Source organism: Microbacterium sp. GXF7504, assembly GCF_054798235.1.
Genome location: NZ_JBSJZI010000001.1, coordinates 329,397 through 344,049, shown reverse-complemented (window position 1 = coordinate 344,049; position 14,653 = coordinate 329,397). Strand labels below are relative to the sequence as shown.

At 72.2% G+C, this 14,653-nt stretch carries 13 protein-coding genes; 4 read left to right on the top strand and 9 right to left on the bottom strand.

The genetic code is table 11. From position 1 onward, the window contains the following. Positions 1 to 38: 38 nt before the first annotated feature. The gene (locus ACWAUO_RS01660; protein ID WP_460772512.1) at positions 39 to 281 is read left to right on the top strand and encodes a hypothetical protein; all 243 of its coding nucleotides are present in this window, start codon (positions 39 to 41) and stop codon (positions 279 to 281) included. A gap of 261 nt (positions 282 to 542) precedes the next feature. Here the strand turns inward: ACWAUO_RS01660 and ACWAUO_RS01655 are convergent, their stop codons facing one another. From ACWAUO_RS01655 to ACWAUO_RS01635, 5 genes are all read right to left on the bottom strand, one after another. Continuing rightward, complete coding sequence (locus tag ACWAUO_RS01655) at positions 543 to 1,097, bottom strand: TetR/AcrR family transcriptional regulator (protein WP_460772511.1); 555 nt, start codon at positions 1,095 to 1,097, stop codon at positions 543 to 545. Continuing rightward, positions 1,090 to 1,899 carry an alpha/beta fold hydrolase gene (locus ACWAUO_RS01650; RefSeq protein WP_460772509.1) on the bottom strand — a complete coding sequence of 270 codons (810 nt, stop codon included), beginning with the start codon at positions 1,897 to 1,899 and terminating at the stop codon, positions 1,090 to 1,092. The genes ACWAUO_RS01655 and ACWAUO_RS01650 overlap by 8 nt, the downstream gene beginning before the upstream one ends. A 92-nt stretch (positions 1,900 to 1,991) precedes the next feature. After that, complete coding sequence (gene aqpZ / locus ACWAUO_RS01645; protein ID WP_460772507.1) at positions 1,992 to 2,801, bottom strand: aquaporin Z; 810 nt, start codon at positions 2,799 to 2,801, stop codon at positions 1,992 to 1,994. Positions 2,802 to 2,904: 103 nt separating this feature from the next. After that, complete coding sequence (locus ACWAUO_RS01640) at positions 2,905 to 3,747, bottom strand: hypothetical protein (RefSeq protein ID WP_460772505.1); 843 nt, start codon at positions 3,745 to 3,747, stop codon at positions 2,905 to 2,907. Between the two features lie 71 nt (positions 3,748 to 3,818). After that, a complete protein-coding gene (locus ACWAUO_RS01635; protein WP_460772503.1) occupies positions 3,819 to 5,270 on the bottom strand; it encodes a tyrosine-protein kinase domain-containing protein in 1,452 nt (483 codons plus the stop codon). 190 nt (positions 5,271 to 5,460) lie between these two features. On the opposite strand from ACWAUO_RS01635, the gene ACWAUO_RS01630 reads away from it, so the two are divergent. From ACWAUO_RS01630 to ACWAUO_RS01620, 3 genes are all read left to right on the top strand, one after another. Next, positions 5,461 to 8,103: a carboxypeptidase regulatory-like domain-containing protein gene (locus tag ACWAUO_RS01630; protein ID WP_460772501.1), complete on the top strand. Its 2,643-nt coding sequence runs from the start codon at positions 5,461 to 5,463 to the stop codon at positions 8,101 to 8,103. Positions 8,104 to 8,213: 110 nt separating this feature from the next. Beyond that, the gene (locus ACWAUO_RS01625; protein ID WP_460772499.1) at positions 8,214 to 8,888 is read left to right on the top strand and encodes a response regulator; all 675 of its coding nucleotides are present in this window, start codon (positions 8,214 to 8,216) and stop codon (positions 8,886 to 8,888) included. A gap of 89 nt (positions 8,889 to 8,977) precedes the next feature. Continuing rightward, positions 8,978 to 10,096 carry a sensor histidine kinase gene (locus tag ACWAUO_RS01620; RefSeq protein WP_460772498.1) on the top strand — a complete coding sequence of 373 codons (1,119 nt, stop codon included), beginning with the start codon at positions 8,978 to 8,980 and terminating at the stop codon, positions 10,094 to 10,096. Positions 10,097 to 10,260: 164 nt separating this feature from the next. Here ACWAUO_RS01620 and ACWAUO_RS01615 read toward each other — a convergent pair whose 3' ends face one another. From ACWAUO_RS01615 to ACWAUO_RS01600, 4 genes are all read right to left on the bottom strand, one after another. Further along, on the bottom strand, positions 10,261 to 11,439 hold the full coding sequence (locus tag ACWAUO_RS01615) for an alcohol dehydrogenase catalytic domain-containing protein (protein WP_460772497.1): 1,179 nt from the start codon (positions 11,437 to 11,439) through the stop codon (positions 10,261 to 10,263). 311 nt (positions 11,440 to 11,750) lie between these two features. Beyond that, a complete protein-coding gene (locus ACWAUO_RS01610) occupies positions 11,751 to 12,020 on the bottom strand; it encodes a hypothetical protein (protein WP_460772495.1) in 270 nt (89 codons plus the stop codon). 160 nt (positions 12,021 to 12,180) lie between these two features. Beyond that, on the bottom strand, positions 12,181 to 12,771 hold the full coding sequence (locus tag ACWAUO_RS01605) for an arsenate reductase/protein-tyrosine-phosphatase family protein (RefSeq protein ID WP_460772493.1): 591 nt from the start codon (positions 12,769 to 12,771) through the stop codon (positions 12,181 to 12,183). A 106-nt stretch (positions 12,772 to 12,877) separates the two neighbouring features. Then, positions 12,878 to 14,494 carry a DHA2 family efflux MFS transporter permease subunit gene (locus tag ACWAUO_RS01600; RefSeq protein ID WP_460772491.1) on the bottom strand — a complete coding sequence of 539 codons (1,617 nt, stop codon included), beginning with the start codon at positions 14,492 to 14,494 and terminating at the stop codon, positions 12,878 to 12,880. Between the last annotated feature and the right edge of the window lie 159 nt (positions 14,495 to 14,653).

The following is a 14,653-nucleotide window of genomic DNA, read 5'->3' as shown; positions in this document are numbered from 1 at the left end:
CTCACCATCGGGGCCTCGAGCCCGGCCACCAGTACGACGTGTGGTTCTTCTCCACGCCGACCTACGCGGGTTCGTTCGTCGCCGACGCCAAGGGCGTGATCATCGTGAAGACCCCCGGGTCGATCACGGCGGGCAGCCACCGCGTGGTCGTCATGTCGGGGGACACCGTCGTCGGCTGGTCGCAGATCACCGTGACCGGACTCCCGGCGACCGGTGCGGAGGCGTCACTGGGCATCGCGCTCGGCAGCGGCATCCTGCTCCCGCTGGGTGGGGCTGCGTGATGGCAGCACGACGCCGACTCGTCTGAGCGAGTCACTGAGGGGCGGTCCTCGGGGGCGCCCCTTCGGCGTGCGCGATGGCCGACGGTGGTTCGTGGAGACCGAACTCCTCAAGAACTGGGTGCGGCGCCGCATCCGACGTGGAGGCCGCCGATAGCCGAGGAGTTCGGGCACGCGGACGTGCGCACAACTCAGGCAGAACTGGCACCCGGCGCGCGTGGGAGCGCGCGCAGGGCGGTTCCGCCTGAGTTCTGAACGGCCGGGTCAGCCGATGCCGACGACCAGCGAGTCGACCATCCCATCGAAGCTGCGCTGCACGTCCTGGGGCATCCCGAAGCCGCCGGCGGACTCCAGGCTCACGAAACCGTGTAGGGCGGCGCGGAGGCGGCGGATGACGTCGACCTCGTCCTGCTTGGCGAGACCGAGGCTCCGCAGCGCCGCGGCGACCACCGTATAGAGCCGCTCGGAGGCGGCGGTGTCGCCCGCATCCGAGGCGTCTGCCGCGACGATCGTCAGCGGGTACTGACCCGGGTGCTCGTGCGCCCAGGCGCGGTAGGTCGTGGCGAGGGCGCGGACCGCATCCGCGCCGGCGAGGCCGGCGGTCGCTCGCTCGAGGGCCGTGGCGAGGTCGTCCTTCGCGACGACGGCGACCCCGGCGCGGAGGGCGCCGAGGCCGTCGACGTGCTTGTACAGCGACGGTGCTTTGACGCCGAGGCGGGTGGCGAGTGTCGCGAGCGACAGCGCTTCGAGCCCCGCCTCGTCGACGAGCGCCGCCGCGTCGGCGATCACGGTCGCGCGGTCGAGTCCGGCCCTAGGCACGCGCGGTCACCCCGCTGAGGAAGGGGAGGAGTGCGGCGAGCACCGCGTCCGGCTGCTGCCCGTGCGGGTAGTGGCCCGCATCCGGGATCATCGCCACCTCGCCCTGCAGCTGCGCTGCGACCCACTCGGCCTCGGCCCGCGGATCGGTGAAGTCGGGGTCGAGCTCGCCCATCACCACGAGGGTCGGCGCCGCCACCGAACCGATCGCCGCCTCGGCCGGGTCGTGCGACGTGCGGGTCGTGCGGCTGAACGCGCGCGCGTATCCCGGGCGCTTGAGCGCACCGACGACCTGTGCGAGGTAGACGTCGAAGTCAGCGGGCCGGGCGCCCCTGTAGAGGGTCGGCAGGTACGAGCCCCACACCTTCGCCGCCCAGGCCGGCGCCATCGCGACGCGCATGAACGCCTGCATCACCGGGTTCACCTTGCCGTTGCGGACGAACGGGCCGACCAGTGCGAGGCCTGCGACGAGCTCCGGGCGGCGGGCGGCGGCGATCACCGCCGAACCGGCCGCCATCGAGCTGCCGACGACGATCGCGGGGGAGTCGAATTCCTCGATCAGCGCGACGAGGTCGGCGGCGGTCGGCTCATCGCCGTAGGCGGTGAAGGTCGGATCGCTGTCGCCGTGGCCGCGGAGGTCGGTCGTGACGACGGCGTAGCCGGCCTCGACGAGCGCCGGCGCGATGAAGCGGTAGGTCTGGCGCAGGTCGCCCATGCCCGGGACGAGCACGACGAGCGGACCCTCGCCGACGCGGTCGTAGGCGATGCGGCCCTCGGGGCGCTGCAGGAACTGTGTCGTGGTCATGCGGCTATTGTGCATAGCTTTATGGCTAATTGCAATAGCCAAGGATGCGGAGGCCCGGCCTGTTCGGGAACAGGCCGGGCCTCCGCGTGGTCTCAGCGGCGGCGGTCGAGGGCGCGGGCGATGACGCCCGCCAGGACGGCGCCGATGATCGGGAACACGATGAACACCCACACCTGCGCGAGCGGGTCGAGCCCGCCGTAGAGCGCTGCGGCGATCGAGCGCGCCGGGTTCACCGAGGCGTTGTCGATCGGGATGAGGATGAGGTGCACGAGCGTCAGCGTGAGGCCGATCGCGAGCCCGGCCATCGCCGGCGTGCCCCGGGTCGTGTGCGTCACGCCGAGGATCACGAGCACGAACAGCGCCGTCAGGATGATCTCCGCGACGATGGCCGCGCCGATCCCGAACCCGCCGGGGGAGAGGTCGTCGAAGCCGTTGCTCGCGAACCCGCCCTCCCGTGCCGCCGACAGCCACTCCGCCGGGCCGAAGAGGCCGATGAGCGCGATCGCGCTGGTGGCCAGCGCACCGCCGACCAGCTGCGCGACGATGTAGCCGCCGGTGTCCTTCCACTCGAACCGGCCCGCGGTCGCGAGCCCGATCGTCACCGCCGGGTTGAAATGGCCGCCCGAGATCGGACCGAAGGCGTATGCGCCCGCGACGACCGTGAGGCCGAACGCGAGCGAGACGCCGACGAAGCCGATGCCGAGCGGGGTGCCGTTGTCGGCCAGGCCGAACGTCGCCGCGAACAGCGCCGAGCCGACGCCGCCGAACACGAGCAGGAACGTGCCGAGCACCTCGGCGCTCCAGCGGGCGAGATTCGAGGGGCCTGCGGGGCCGGGATCGGGTGCGTGCTCCAGCGGGGTCTTGGTGACGTCGCTGTCGGGACGCGGGTCATTGGTGGTCATGATCGACCTCCTCTCGCGCTCAACATAGCGCTTCCTGAGAGGAAGCTGGGAGAGGGGCGTGCGGAGGGCGGTCCGCGTCTCGTAACGCTCGGTCCCCGGCGGGTCAGCGCGCGAGCGGGATGAGGACGTCGCCCGACCAGACCAGGAGGCCGTCGGCGACGGGCCACGCGGCCGCGGGAGCCGTCGCCTGCGCGGCGGTGACGGGCACGACCTTGTCGTCCGCGATCGCGACGGCGACCGCATCCGGGGCGAGCGCCTCCCACGTGTCGTCGTCGAGCAGGCGATAGGCGGTGCCGTCGCAGATGAGCCCCACCACGCCGGCCTGCGAACGGAGGCCCCACGCCGCGGTGCAGGGCGCCTCGATCGCGCCGTCGGGGCGGATGACGGACCCGGTGTTCGCGGGATCGATGTAGGTCGACGCGGCGAGCACGTCGGGGTAGGGCTCCCAGAACCGGCCGTACGTGAAGGTGCGGAGCGCCTGCACCTCGCAGGCCGGTCCCATGCGCGCGATCATCTCGGCCTGGTCGCCCGCGAGCGGGTCGAGCGAGAGCACCTGCGCGATACCGCGGTAGGTCGGGGTGACGTCCTCCCACGTGGCGCCGTCGTCGGTCGAACGCTCGATCACCGGGGCCGGGCCACCGCACTGTCCGGCCGTCGCACGCCACATCGCGCCGTCGCCGACCGCGAGGAACCGCTCGCCGGCGCCGGGCGCGGCGATCGGCTGCTGCGTCGGGGTGGGCGTGGGCGTCGGGGTTTCGGTCGGGGTCGCCTCGGTGAACGTCGGCACCGGGCGAGGGGATGCGGCCGTCGTGCCGTCACCGCGTGCGTGCTGCAGCGCGAGCACCACGAGCACCACCACGATCACCGCGACGACCGCCACGCCGACACCGGCGAGCCAGCCCACCGCGCCGGAACGGCCGGGGCCGCGAGGGGGTCGTCTGGACATCACGCTCATCCGTGTTCGTCAGGGGTGGAGTCGGCACCTACCGTAGCCGCTGCGCGGCGGGCGTCGGGTGGTCAGGAGGCGGGCGCGCTCTCGGGCGCCTTGCGCTTGCGACCGCTGCGGGCGCCACCGCCGGCGGCGGCCTTCTCGATCGGCGACGCGTAGTCGCCGTACGCGCCGTAGCCGCCGTACCCGTAGCCGTACCCGTAGGCGTCGGCACCGCGGGTCGGCACCATCGTCATCACGATGCCCGCGACGTTGGCCTCGACCGTCTCGAGCGCGGTGAGCGCACCCTGGAACTGGTTCGTGGTCACGCGACCGGCGGAGGCCACGACGAGCGCGCCGGTGGTCTGGCGGGCGAGGATCGCCGCATCCGTCACCGGCAGGAGCGGCGGGGCGTCGAGCAGCACGACGTCGAAGTCGGCCGCGATCGCCTCGAGCAGCTGCGCCATCTGGCGCGAGCCGAGCAGCTCGCTCGGGTTCGGCGGCACCTTGCCGGCGGGCAGCACGAACAGCGGACGCTTGCCCCACGGAAGCATGACGTCGCCGACCTTCGCGCGGCCGATGAGCACGTCGGTGAGACCGGCGCCGCCCTCCATGCCGAGGTACGCCGCGACGCGGGGCTTGCGCAGGTCGGTGTCGATGAGTGCCACGCGCTTGCCCGCATCCGCCAGCGCGATCGCCAGGTTCACCGTCGTGGTCGACTTGCCCTCGCTCGGGATGCTGGAGGTCACCACGAACGTGTGGCCGCCGTCCATCTCGAGGAACTGCAGGTTCGTGCGGAGCGCGCGGAACGCCTCGGACCGCGTGTTGTGCGGGTCGGCGTGCAGGATGACCGGACGCTCGGACGCCTTCGGGTCGTAGGGGATCGTGCCGATGATCGGCCGGTCCGTGAGCTGGTTGAGGTCGCGGACGGTGCGCACCTTCGTGTCGAGCACGGTGCGCAGGACCGCGACGCCGACGCCGAGCGCGAGGCCGACGAGCAGGCCGAGCGCCAGGTTCAGCGGCACGTTCGGGCTCACCGGGGCGGTCGCCGGGAGGGCGTCCTGCACGCGGGTGAGCTTGACCGGGCTGGTGCCGCCCGCATCCGTCGTCTCGACGTTCTCGACCGTCTGGGTGAGGCTCGCCGCCAGGGCGTTCGCGATGTCGGCCGCGAGCACCGGGTCGGCGTCCTGCACCGCGATCGTGATGAGGGTCGTGTTGAGCGTGTTCGAGGCGCTGACCTGCTCGGCGAGCTCGTCTGCGGTCGTCTCGAGCCCGAGCTCCGCGATGACCTGGTTCACCACGATGGGCTTCGAGACCAGGTTGACGTAGGTCGTCACACGCTGCTGGGTGAAGGTTGAGCCCTGGCTCAGCTCCTGCACGTTGCTGGCGCTCTGCGTCGACACGAACACCGACGACTGCGACTCGTACATCGGTGTCCGGGTGAGGGAGTATGCCGCGGCCGCCCCCAGTCCGACGAGCGTGATGACAACGATCACAAGCCAGTTCTTGCGCAGGACGCGAATGTAATCGCTGAGCTCCATGACGCCTCTCAGGTCGGTGGTTTGCAATCATCCTGCCATAGGCGCTGTTTCGCCTTCGTGAACCGTGACGATCGGCGACGCGCGCGAGATCGGCGACGCGAGTGAACTGATTGGTGAACGACGCCGGATGTTCGCTATGTTCGCGGAGCGGAGGACCCGACCTCCACGGCTTCCAGGGGGAAACGACGACGTGGTTTCAATCGTCCGGCGCTCGCGCGCGCTCGCAGCACTCATCATCACGTTCCTCATCGCGGCGGTGATCGTGATGATCCCGTCCGCGGCGGAGGCGGCGGCGCCGACCTTCCACAAAGTGCGCGCCCTGGACGCCAACGGCAACCGGCTCCCGGGCGTCACGGTGCGCATCGAGCCGTACCCCGGCGACGGCGCCTCGTACACCGGCGTCACGGACGAGGACGGCGAGCTGACCCTCACCACCATCGACGGCTGGGACCCGGACGTGCCCGCCTACCGCGTCTCGTTCGACTACGACGGCGAATTCGTCGAGTACTACGAGGACACCGTGAACCCCGGCGAGGCCCGGTGGATCGACATCGTGCCGAACCAGGGCACCTTCTGGGCGTGGCTCGACGTGCTGCCGCCCGTCCACGTCTCGGGCTCGGTCTACGACGGGCTCACGTGGGAGCCGATCGAGCACGCGTCCGTCGACGTCTCGGTCTTCCCCGGCTCGCCGTACGCGATCGAGCCGACCTCGGCGGAGACCGACGAGAACGGCGAGTACCGGATGCGGATCGACGGGCTCTTCCCCGCGCAGGCGGCGGTGCGCTTCCACGTCGACGGCACGAGCGCCGCTGCTCCGTACGGCTACGCCGACCAGTACTGGCCGGGTGCCGCCGACGCCGATCACGCCGAACCCGTCGACCTCGCGGAGGGCGCACAGGTCTCCGGCATCGGCGCCGCGCTCATGCCGAATGGCGTCGTGGCCGGCACCGTGACCCGGTACGACGACGGCGTCCCGACGCCTGTCGCGGGAGCGACGGTGCAGCTCACCGACGCCGACGGCGTCAGCCGCACCGCCCGCACCGACGCATCCGGCGCCTACGAGGCGATCGTCGCGCCCGGCACCTACACCGTGGCGTTCGGCGAGGATGCCGACGGCTTCCAGGCGCGGCAGTACTACGACCACGCCACCACCTCGGACGCGGCGACCCCCGTGATCGTCACGGCCAAGGAGCGCACCGCAGGCATCGACGCCGTCTACGGCATCAAGCCCGGCACGGTCACCGTGCCCGCGAGCCCGAAGATCGGCGAGGCCCTCACCGCCGATCCCGGCACGTGGTCGCCGGCCGACGTGACCCTCGCCTACCAGTGGTACCGCGTCGTGGGCGACACGGCGACGGCGATCGCGGACGCGACCGCCGCGACCCACGTGCCGACCGCCGACGACCTCGGCGCCCGGCTGCGCGTCGTCGTCACCGGCAGCGCGGAGGGGCAGTCCTCCGCGCTCGCCGAGGCGACCTCCGCCGGCGCCACGACCGATCCGGCGCCCGGTTCGATCCGCATCCACATCGTCGACGAGGCCGGCGACCCGATCGACGACGTGCCCGTGCTCGCCACCCGGCGCGGCGGCGACGTCGAGCTCCACGGCATCTCCGGCCGGCTCGGCGGCGACCCCGGCGAGGTGCGCTTCGACAGCGCGCCCCGCGGCACCTACGACGTGCAGGTCTTCCCGCCCGACGGCGCCGGCGGCGTCTTCGAGGTCGTCGTCGAGCCGTCCGCGCAGCGCGACGCGACGTTCACGGTCTCGCGCACCGGACTCCCGAAGGGCGTCGACATCCAGCCCTCCGCACCCTCCTGGCAGGGCGGGGTCGCGATCCCGCACGGCGAGGCGTTCGCCTTCGTCGTCACCGGCGACCCGGGAGCGGTCAGCGCGACCTGGACCCTCGCCGACGAGACGGCGCGGACGATCCGCACCGGCACCCTCGCCGAGTCGCCCGCCGGCACCTACACCGACACCCTCTCCGGCATCACCGCACCCGGCCGCTACACCCTGACCGCGGTGCTCACCGCCGCAGGCGGCACGACCGAGACGTTCACGGTGGACATCTACATCGACCCGAGCGGCACGGTCGTCGACCGGTACGGCACGCCCGTCGCGGACGCCACCGTGGAGCTGTACACCTGGGAGGACATCCCGGTGGAGGACTGGCGCCTCGCGGTCGGGTCGGAGATGTCGCCCGCCAACCGTGTCAATCCCGACCGCACCGCGGCTGACGGCACCTTCGGGTGGGACGTCGTGCCCGCCACCTACAAGCTCGTCGCCACCGCCGGCGGCGCGTCGGTGCAGACCGGCTCGATGGAGGTGCCGCCCGAGCGACTCGACCTCGTGCTCGCGCTGCCGATCGGCTCGCAGCCCGAACCGCTGCTCGCCCCCGCGATCACCGGCTCCGCGGTCGTCGGCGATACGCTCACCGCGACCGGCGGCACCTGGCTCTCGCCCGCCGGGGAGATCTCGCCGATCGCGGCCCGCGCGTACCAGTGGCAGCGTAACGGCGTCGCCATCCCCGGCGCGACCGCATCCACCTACACCGCCAACGAACAGGACGCCGGCGCGCAGCTGACCGTCGCCGTGACCGTCGGCCGCGCGCACGGGGTGGATGCGGGCGACGAACCGCTGCTGTGGACCCTCACGACCGCGCCCGTCTCCGTGTCGGCCGCCGTCGAGCCGGTGCCGGCCGGCGGGTCCGGCGCCACGGGCACCGGTGTCGTGGCGGCGACGGGCGCGCCCGACCTGCGCGGCTTCGCCGCCATGAGCGCGCTCATGCTCGGTCTCGGCGTCGTCATCGTCGCGCGCCGTCGCCGCGCACGGGTGTAGCCACCGCATCCGTCCGACCGGCTGTTCGGGTCTTCGAGGGAGGGGGGGCAGGCCGCGACAGGCCCGCCCCCTTCCGCGTGTCGTCCGAGGGAACTGGAACAATGGCCCCGATGTCAGTGCCGCACACCGTCCGTGACCTCCGCGTCGTCGTCGTCGAGGACCAGCCGCTCTACCGGCAGATGCTCGTGATGCTCATCGCGGGTGCGGAGGGGCTCACCGTGGTGGGGGAGTACGAGAACGCCGCGGCCACCGCCGACCTCGACGGGCGGTCGGTCGACGTGGCCCTGCTCGACCTGCGCCTCGGCGACGGCGACGGACTCACCGTCGGCCGGCGGCTGCGGCAGCGGAACCCGCGGCTCGGAGCCCTGCTCCTGTCCGCATCCGACTCCACCCACGTGCTGCTCGACATCCCGCAGCCCGAGGCCCACGGCTGGGGCTACCTCTCCAAGACGTCGTCGCTGTCGGCGCCCGCGCTCCTCTGGGCCATCCGCGCCGTCGCCGAGGGGCGCACCGTGCTCGACCCCGCCATCCGCGCCCGCCGCGAGGTGCGCCGGCAGAGCCCGCTCGCCTCGCTCAGCGTCCGCCAGCGCGAGGTGCTCGGCCTCGTCGCCGAGGGCTACACGAACGCCGCCATCGCCGAGGAGCTCGGCCTCTCGCCGCGCTCGGTCGACGCGCACCTGAACGCCGTCTACGCCGGACTCGGCATCCAAGCGCACCAGGACCGCAACCCCCGCGTCGAAGCCGTGCGCGCCTACCTCGAATACACCGCGCCCGCCCCATGGTGAGTGACGGTCGCAGGGTCTCCGGCGCGTCGGGCGCCGGGAGCGTGTCGGGCGTGGGCTTCGAGGATGCTGCGGGGGTCTCGGATGCGGACATGACCGGGGCCGACGAGGCCACCGACCGCCGCATCATGGTGAGCACCCTCGCCGTGCTCGTCGCCGTCATCGCGGTGTTTACGAGCCTGCAGTCGGTCATGGTGCTCGGCGCCTTCTCGCACTCCATCAGCGGCAGCGAGCCGGTGCCGTGGAAGGAACTCGTCGTCCGCATCTCGGTCAACCTGGTCGGCGGGGCGGTGCTCGTGTTCGGGGTGATCCTGGTGCGGCCGGAGCACCTCCGCATCCTGCCCCGCTCGCTCGCCGTGGTCGGGCTCGCGCTCGGCTCGGCCGCGGTGCGCGGCATGCTGCAGGCCACGACCGGCGTGTACGACCCGTGGCACGGCGACGGCCTCGTCACCCTCGTGATCGAGGCGCTCACCACCGCGACCATCCTCGTGCTCGCGCAGGTGGTCGGGCTCATCTTCGTCGCCCTGTGGCGGCGGGCGCGCAGCGGCGAACGGATGCGGTCGGCCGCCCAGGACCGCGCGCTGCACCTGCTGCGACAGCTGCAGGAGGAGGAGCTGCGGGTGCGGCGCGAGATCGCCGAGACCATCCACGGCAGCGTGCAGGGCGTGTTCGTCGTGCTCGAGGCGCAGCTGCGGCGGGTCGCCGCCGGCGACGGCGTCGACGACACGGCGCGGGCGGAGCTCGACGGCATCGCCGGGCAACTCGGCACCCTGCGCGAGCACGAGCTGCGCGCGCTCAGCGCCCGGCTCTACCCGGTCGACCTCGCCCGCGGCACCGACGCGGCGCTGCGCACTCTCCTCGCGCGGCTCCCCGCGTGGGTGAGCGTGCACGACGACGCGTCCGAGACGCTCGCCGACCTCGACGGGCGGCTGTCGCTCGAGGCGAAGGTCGTCATCGTGCGGGTCGCGGAGGAGGCCTTCTCGAACGCGCTCCGCCACGGTGGCGCGCAGGCGATCCGCGTCACCGCATCCGTCGACGCCGGCATGCTCACGCTCGCGCTGCACAGCGACGGGGTCGCCCCGCCCGCGGACGCCGTACCCTCCGGCATCGCCCGGCTCGGCCGCCGCGCCGAGGTGCTCGGCGGCGACCTCACCCTCGCGCCCGGCGACGGCGGCGGCGCGACGCTGCTGCTCCGCGTGCCGCTGCGGTAGGGGCGGGCGGTCGCGGGCGGGTGCGGGCGCGCGGGCGGGGGTCGCCGGCGCACGGGTCGCGGCCGGCGCGCGGACGCCGAGACTGCAACTGCGCGACGAGACTGCATCCATTGTCAGCAGTCTCGTCGCGCAGATGCAGTCTCGCGGCCCAGGATCGGGGCGGGTCAGGCGCCGGGGCGTAGGACGACCTTGATGCAGCCGTCCTCCTTCTTCTGGAACGTCTCGTAGAGCGCGGGGGCGTCCTCGAGCGAGGCGTGGTGGGTGACGAGGTCGTCGATGCCGAGCGGGTCGTCGTCGGCCTCCGTCAGGGGCAGCACGTCGTCGATCCAGTGCTTCACGTTGCACTGGCCCATCCGCAGCGTGAGCTGCTTGTCGAACATCGTCTTCATCGGCAGGATGTCCGCGTCGCCCGCGTACACGCCCGACAGCGACAGCGTCCCGCCGCGACGGACCATGTCGATCCCGGCGTACAGCGCGGCGAGCCGGTCGACGCCGGCCTTGTCCATGAGCGGGCGGGTGATCGCATCCGGCAGCAGCCCCATCACCGTGTGCGCGGCGTGGATCGCCGGCGTGCCGTGCGCCTCGAGCCCCACCGCGTCGACGACGGAGTCGGCGCCGCGGCCTTCGGTGGCATCCCGCATCCGCTCGACGACGTCGACGTCGTCCCACACCTCGACGCCGTGCCGCGCCGCCATCTCGCGCCGGTCGGCGACCGGGTCGACCGCGATCACGCGGTACCCGAGGTGCACGCCGATGCGGGCGACGAACTGCCCGACCGGGCCGAGGCCCAGGACGCCCAGCGTGCCGCCGTCGGGCACCTGCGCGTACTGCACCCCCTGCCACGCGGTGGGGAGGATGTCGCTGAGGAAGAGGTAGCGGTCATCGGGCAGGTCGGTGCCGACCTTCACCGTGTTGTAGTCGGCCAGCGGCACCCGCAGGAACTCCGCCTGCCCGCCCGGCACCTGGCCGTACAGCTTCGTGTACCCGAAGAGCGAGGCGCCGCTGCCGTACTCGGTCACCTGTGTCGTCTCGCACTGCGACTGCAGGCCGTGGCGGCACATGAAGCAGGTGCCGCACGCGATGTTGAACGGCACCACCACACGATCCCCGGGCTTCAGGTTCGTCACACCCGCGCCGACCTCCTCGACGACGCCCATCGGCTCGTGACCCAGCACGTCGCCCTTGTCGAGGAACGGACCGAGCAGCTCGTACAGGTGCAGGTCCGACCCGCAGATCGCGGTCGAGGTGATCCGCACGATCGCGTCGGTCGGCTCCTGGATCACCGGGTCCGGCACCGTCTCCACGGTGACGTTGCGTCGTCCCTGCCAGGTGAGTGCCCGCATCCTGTCGCTCCTTCGTCGTCGGCTGGTGTGCGGGCGACGCTACGCCGGGGCGGATGCGGCGGGCGGGCGGTTGCGTGCGGGGAGGAAGCGTGGCAGTGGCCGGCGGCTCTTCGGCTGGGGTCGCCGCGGTTTCGGCGGGCGTAGGTGGAATCACCTAGCGGCCAGGGCCGCCGACCTAGCATTCCAGGACCGGGCCCGAACATGACCTGGTCTGGGGGGAACCCGACGCTGTGACCTCACGGGAACAGCGAGCGGGCGGGTGGCACTTGGGGGAGTTGCCACCCGCCCGCCGGGTCGGGTCTTCGCCGGTGTCAGCCGACGGTGACGTAGCCCGCGCTGGCGGCGGCGACCGCGCCAGCGATGACGATGATCGTCCAGATCACGCTGATCGCGGTGAAGATGATGCCGAGGATCAGGCCCACCTTCGCCGGGGTGTTCTTGTAACCGGCCTTCTTCGACTGCGACAGCGCGACGGCCGACAGGATCAGGCCGATGACGCTGAAGAAGAACGCGAGGACGAGGCCGACGATGCCGAGCGTCTTGCCCGGGTAGCTGGTGCCGGCAGGTGCTGTCTGGGTCATTCGGGTTTCCACTCTCTCGGGGACGACCCGCGTCCGTGCGGGCCGACGCAATCCTGGCAGAACGCTGTGAGCGCACGGAAGAGTGATTTCGCCCTGTGACCCATCGCTTTCGTGCTCGAGTTGCCTCAGATGCACGGCTGCGGCGGGCGGTGGTGCTACGTCAGGCGGGGTCGGCGATGCGCAGGATGCGGACGACCTCGCCCAGCGACGGCATGAGCTCCGTCGCCATGCGCTCCCACGTCGTCCAGCTGCGGCGGTACGGGTCGACCACGTCGTCCTCCGCCGGGTCCAGCGGCGGACCGACCTCGCTCCGGAGCGCTGCGAGCTGGAGGAGCAGAGCGCGCAGGCGGGCCGACGGGTCGGTGCCCGCAGCATCCGCCGTCGCCCGGGCCTCGTCGTCCGTGAGGTGGGACGCCAGGCGGGCGAACTCGCGGGCGGTGAACGTCGAGCGGAGCTTCGCCGGCGACAGCTCGACGATCTCGCGGCGGTGCTCCCGTGACATCGCCAGCACCAGGTCGGGCGAGACCAGGTGCGACTCGTTCAGCCAGCGCGCATGGTGGGCGGCGATCGCCTCGTCGGCGATGCCGTACTGGCGCGCGAGCTGTCCCGCATCCGGCTCCATCGGGGCGTCGACGAGCGCGCGCGTGCCCGCGCTGTGCACCTTCATCTGCGGCAGTTCCGCCTGCAGCACGACCTCGGCGAACGGGGAGCGGCACACGTTGCCGGTGCAGACGGTGAGGATCTCGAGCATGGTGCTCCCAGGCTAGCGGTGGGGGCCTGCCCGAACTCCTCAGATCCGGGGGTTCAGGGGGCGGACGGGCGCCGAACCTGCGGAAACTGAGGAGTTCGGGAACGGCTCAGGCGGCGGGGGCGGGCTCCGCGGCCGCCGACTCGGGCTTGCGGCCCGCCGACCCCCGGCCGAGCGAGATCGAGGCGAGGAGTCCCGCCACGAGGAACCCGGCGGCGGTGAACGCCGAGATGCGCGTGCCGTCGGAGAACGCCGCGGCGGCGTCGGATGCGGCGTCCGCCGTCTGCGGGTTCTCGGCGAGGCCGGCGATCGCGCCGCCCGCGCTGTCGACGACGGCCGAGACGATCTGGTCGGCCTGCTCCTCGGGCACGCCGCGGTCGGCGAGGCGCGCGTCGAGGCCCGCGGCGGTGGAGGCGTACAGCACCGTGCCGAGGATCGCGATGCCGAGCGCCGAACCGATCTGGCGGGAGGTCGACTGCATCCCGGAGCCCTGGCCGGACAGCTCCACCGGCACGTCCACGAGGATGACGCCCGTGAGCTGGGCGGTCGCGAGGCCCACACCGAAGCCGTACACCGCGAGGCCCGGCAGGAGCAGCCCCCACGGGGTGTCGGGGCCCACGACGAAGCCGATGGCGGCGATGCCGACGATCTCGGCGATCATGCCCCAGCGCACCACCGCGACCGGGCGCACCTTGCCGGTGAGTGAGCCGGCGACGCCGCTCGCGGCGAACGATCCGAGCGCCAGCGCGAGCAGCACGAGGCCGGTCTGCACCGCCTCGAACCCGAGTACGAACTGCAGCCACAGCGGCAGCGCGAGGATGATGCCGAACTCGCCGAGCGAGACCACCATCGCGACGAGGTTGCCGTTGCGGAACGACGAGAGCCCGAACAGCGAGAAGTCGATGAGCGTCGGCCTGCCGGCCCTGGTGCGCCGGATGCCGCGGACGATGAAGAGCGTGAGCGCGATCGCCGCGATGAGGAACGCGAACGGGATGGGGGAGACCGACCACGGCCACTCCCAGTCGCCGAAGGCGAGGCCCTCCTCGGTGGTCCACCAGCCGTAGGTGCGGCCCTCGATGAGCCCGAACACGAGCGTGGAGAAGAGGACGACCGACAGCGCCGAACCGACGAGGTCGAGCCCGCCCGGGCGCTGCGCCTTCGACTCGGTCACCGTGAGCAGCACGCCGACGATGATGAGGATGCCGAGCGGGATGTTGATGCCGAACGCCCAGCGCCACGAGAACGCGGTGGTGAGCCAGCCGCCGAGGAGTGGTCCGACCGCGGCCATGCCGCCGATCGTCGAGCCCCAGACGGCGAACGCGATGCCGCGCTCGCGGCCGTGGAACGTCGCGTTGATGAGCGACAGCGTCGTCGGCAGGATCATCGCGCCGCCGATGCCCTGCAGCACCCGCGAGGCGATGAGCAGGTCGCCCGACGGGGAGAAGGATGCGGCGATCGAGGCGAGCGCGAAGATCGCGACGCCGATCAGCAGCAGTCGGCGGCGGCCCCAGCGGTCCGCGAAGACGCCGAAGAGGAGGAGGAGCGACGCGAAGACGAGGGTGTACGCCTCCTGCACCCACTGCACCTGCGTCGAGGTGATCCCGAGCTCATCGACCACCGCGGGGATCGCGACGTTCACGATCGTGGAGTCCACGATGATCAGCGAGACGGCGATGCTGATGAAGACGAGGGCGATCCAGCGTCGCCGCGATGAGGGCTCGGTCATGTAGCTAGCTTATCTAGCAATACTGTGAGTTCGGCGGCGGTGTGCACAACTCACGCGTTCACAACTCAGGCAGAATCGGCCTCTGCGGCCGATTTCGGCCCGGATGCGGCGATTCTGCCTGAGTTGTGCGCAGGCGGCGGGCGCGAATCGGCGATCCGG

Bases quoted from the DNA above. Each gene is read 5' to 3' on its own strand.
- ACWAUO_RS01625 (WP_460772499.1), top strand. From the start codon at position 8,214: ATGTCAGTGCCGCACACCGTCCGTGACCTCCGCGTCGTCGTCGTCGAG.
- ACWAUO_RS01615 (WP_460772497.1), bottom strand. From the start codon at position 11,439: ATGCGGGCACTCACCTGGCAGGGACGACGCAACGTCACCGTGGAGACG.
- ACWAUO_RS01635 (WP_460772503.1), bottom strand. From the start codon at position 5,270: ATGGAGCTCAGCGATTACATTCGCGTCCTGCGCAAGAACTGGCTTGTG.
- ACWAUO_RS01640 (WP_460772505.1), bottom strand. From the start codon at position 3,747: ATGTCCAGACGACCCCCTCGCGGCCCCGGCCGTTCCGGCGCGGTGGGC.
- ACWAUO_RS01620 (WP_460772498.1), top strand. From the start codon at position 8,978: ATGACCGGGGCCGACGAGGCCACCGACCGCCGCATCATGGTGAGCACC.
- ACWAUO_RS01600 (WP_460772491.1), bottom strand. From the start codon at position 14,494: ATGACCGAGCCCTCATCGCGGCGACGCTGGATCGCCCTCGTCTTCATC.
- ACWAUO_RS01605 (WP_460772493.1), bottom strand. From the start codon at position 12,771: ATGCTCGAGATCCTCACCGTCTGCACCGGCAACGTGTGCCGCTCCCCG.
- ACWAUO_RS01610 (WP_460772495.1), bottom strand. From the start codon at position 12,020: ATGACCCAGACAGCACCTGCCGGCACCAGCTACCCGGGCAAGACGCTC.
- ACWAUO_RS01650 (WP_460772509.1), bottom strand. From the start codon at position 1,899: ATGACCACGACACAGTTCCTGCAGCGCCCCGAGGGCCGCATCGCCTAC.
- aqpZ (WP_460772507.1), bottom strand. From the start codon at position 2,801: ATGACCACCAATGACCCGCGTCCCGACAGCGACGTCACCAAGACCCCG.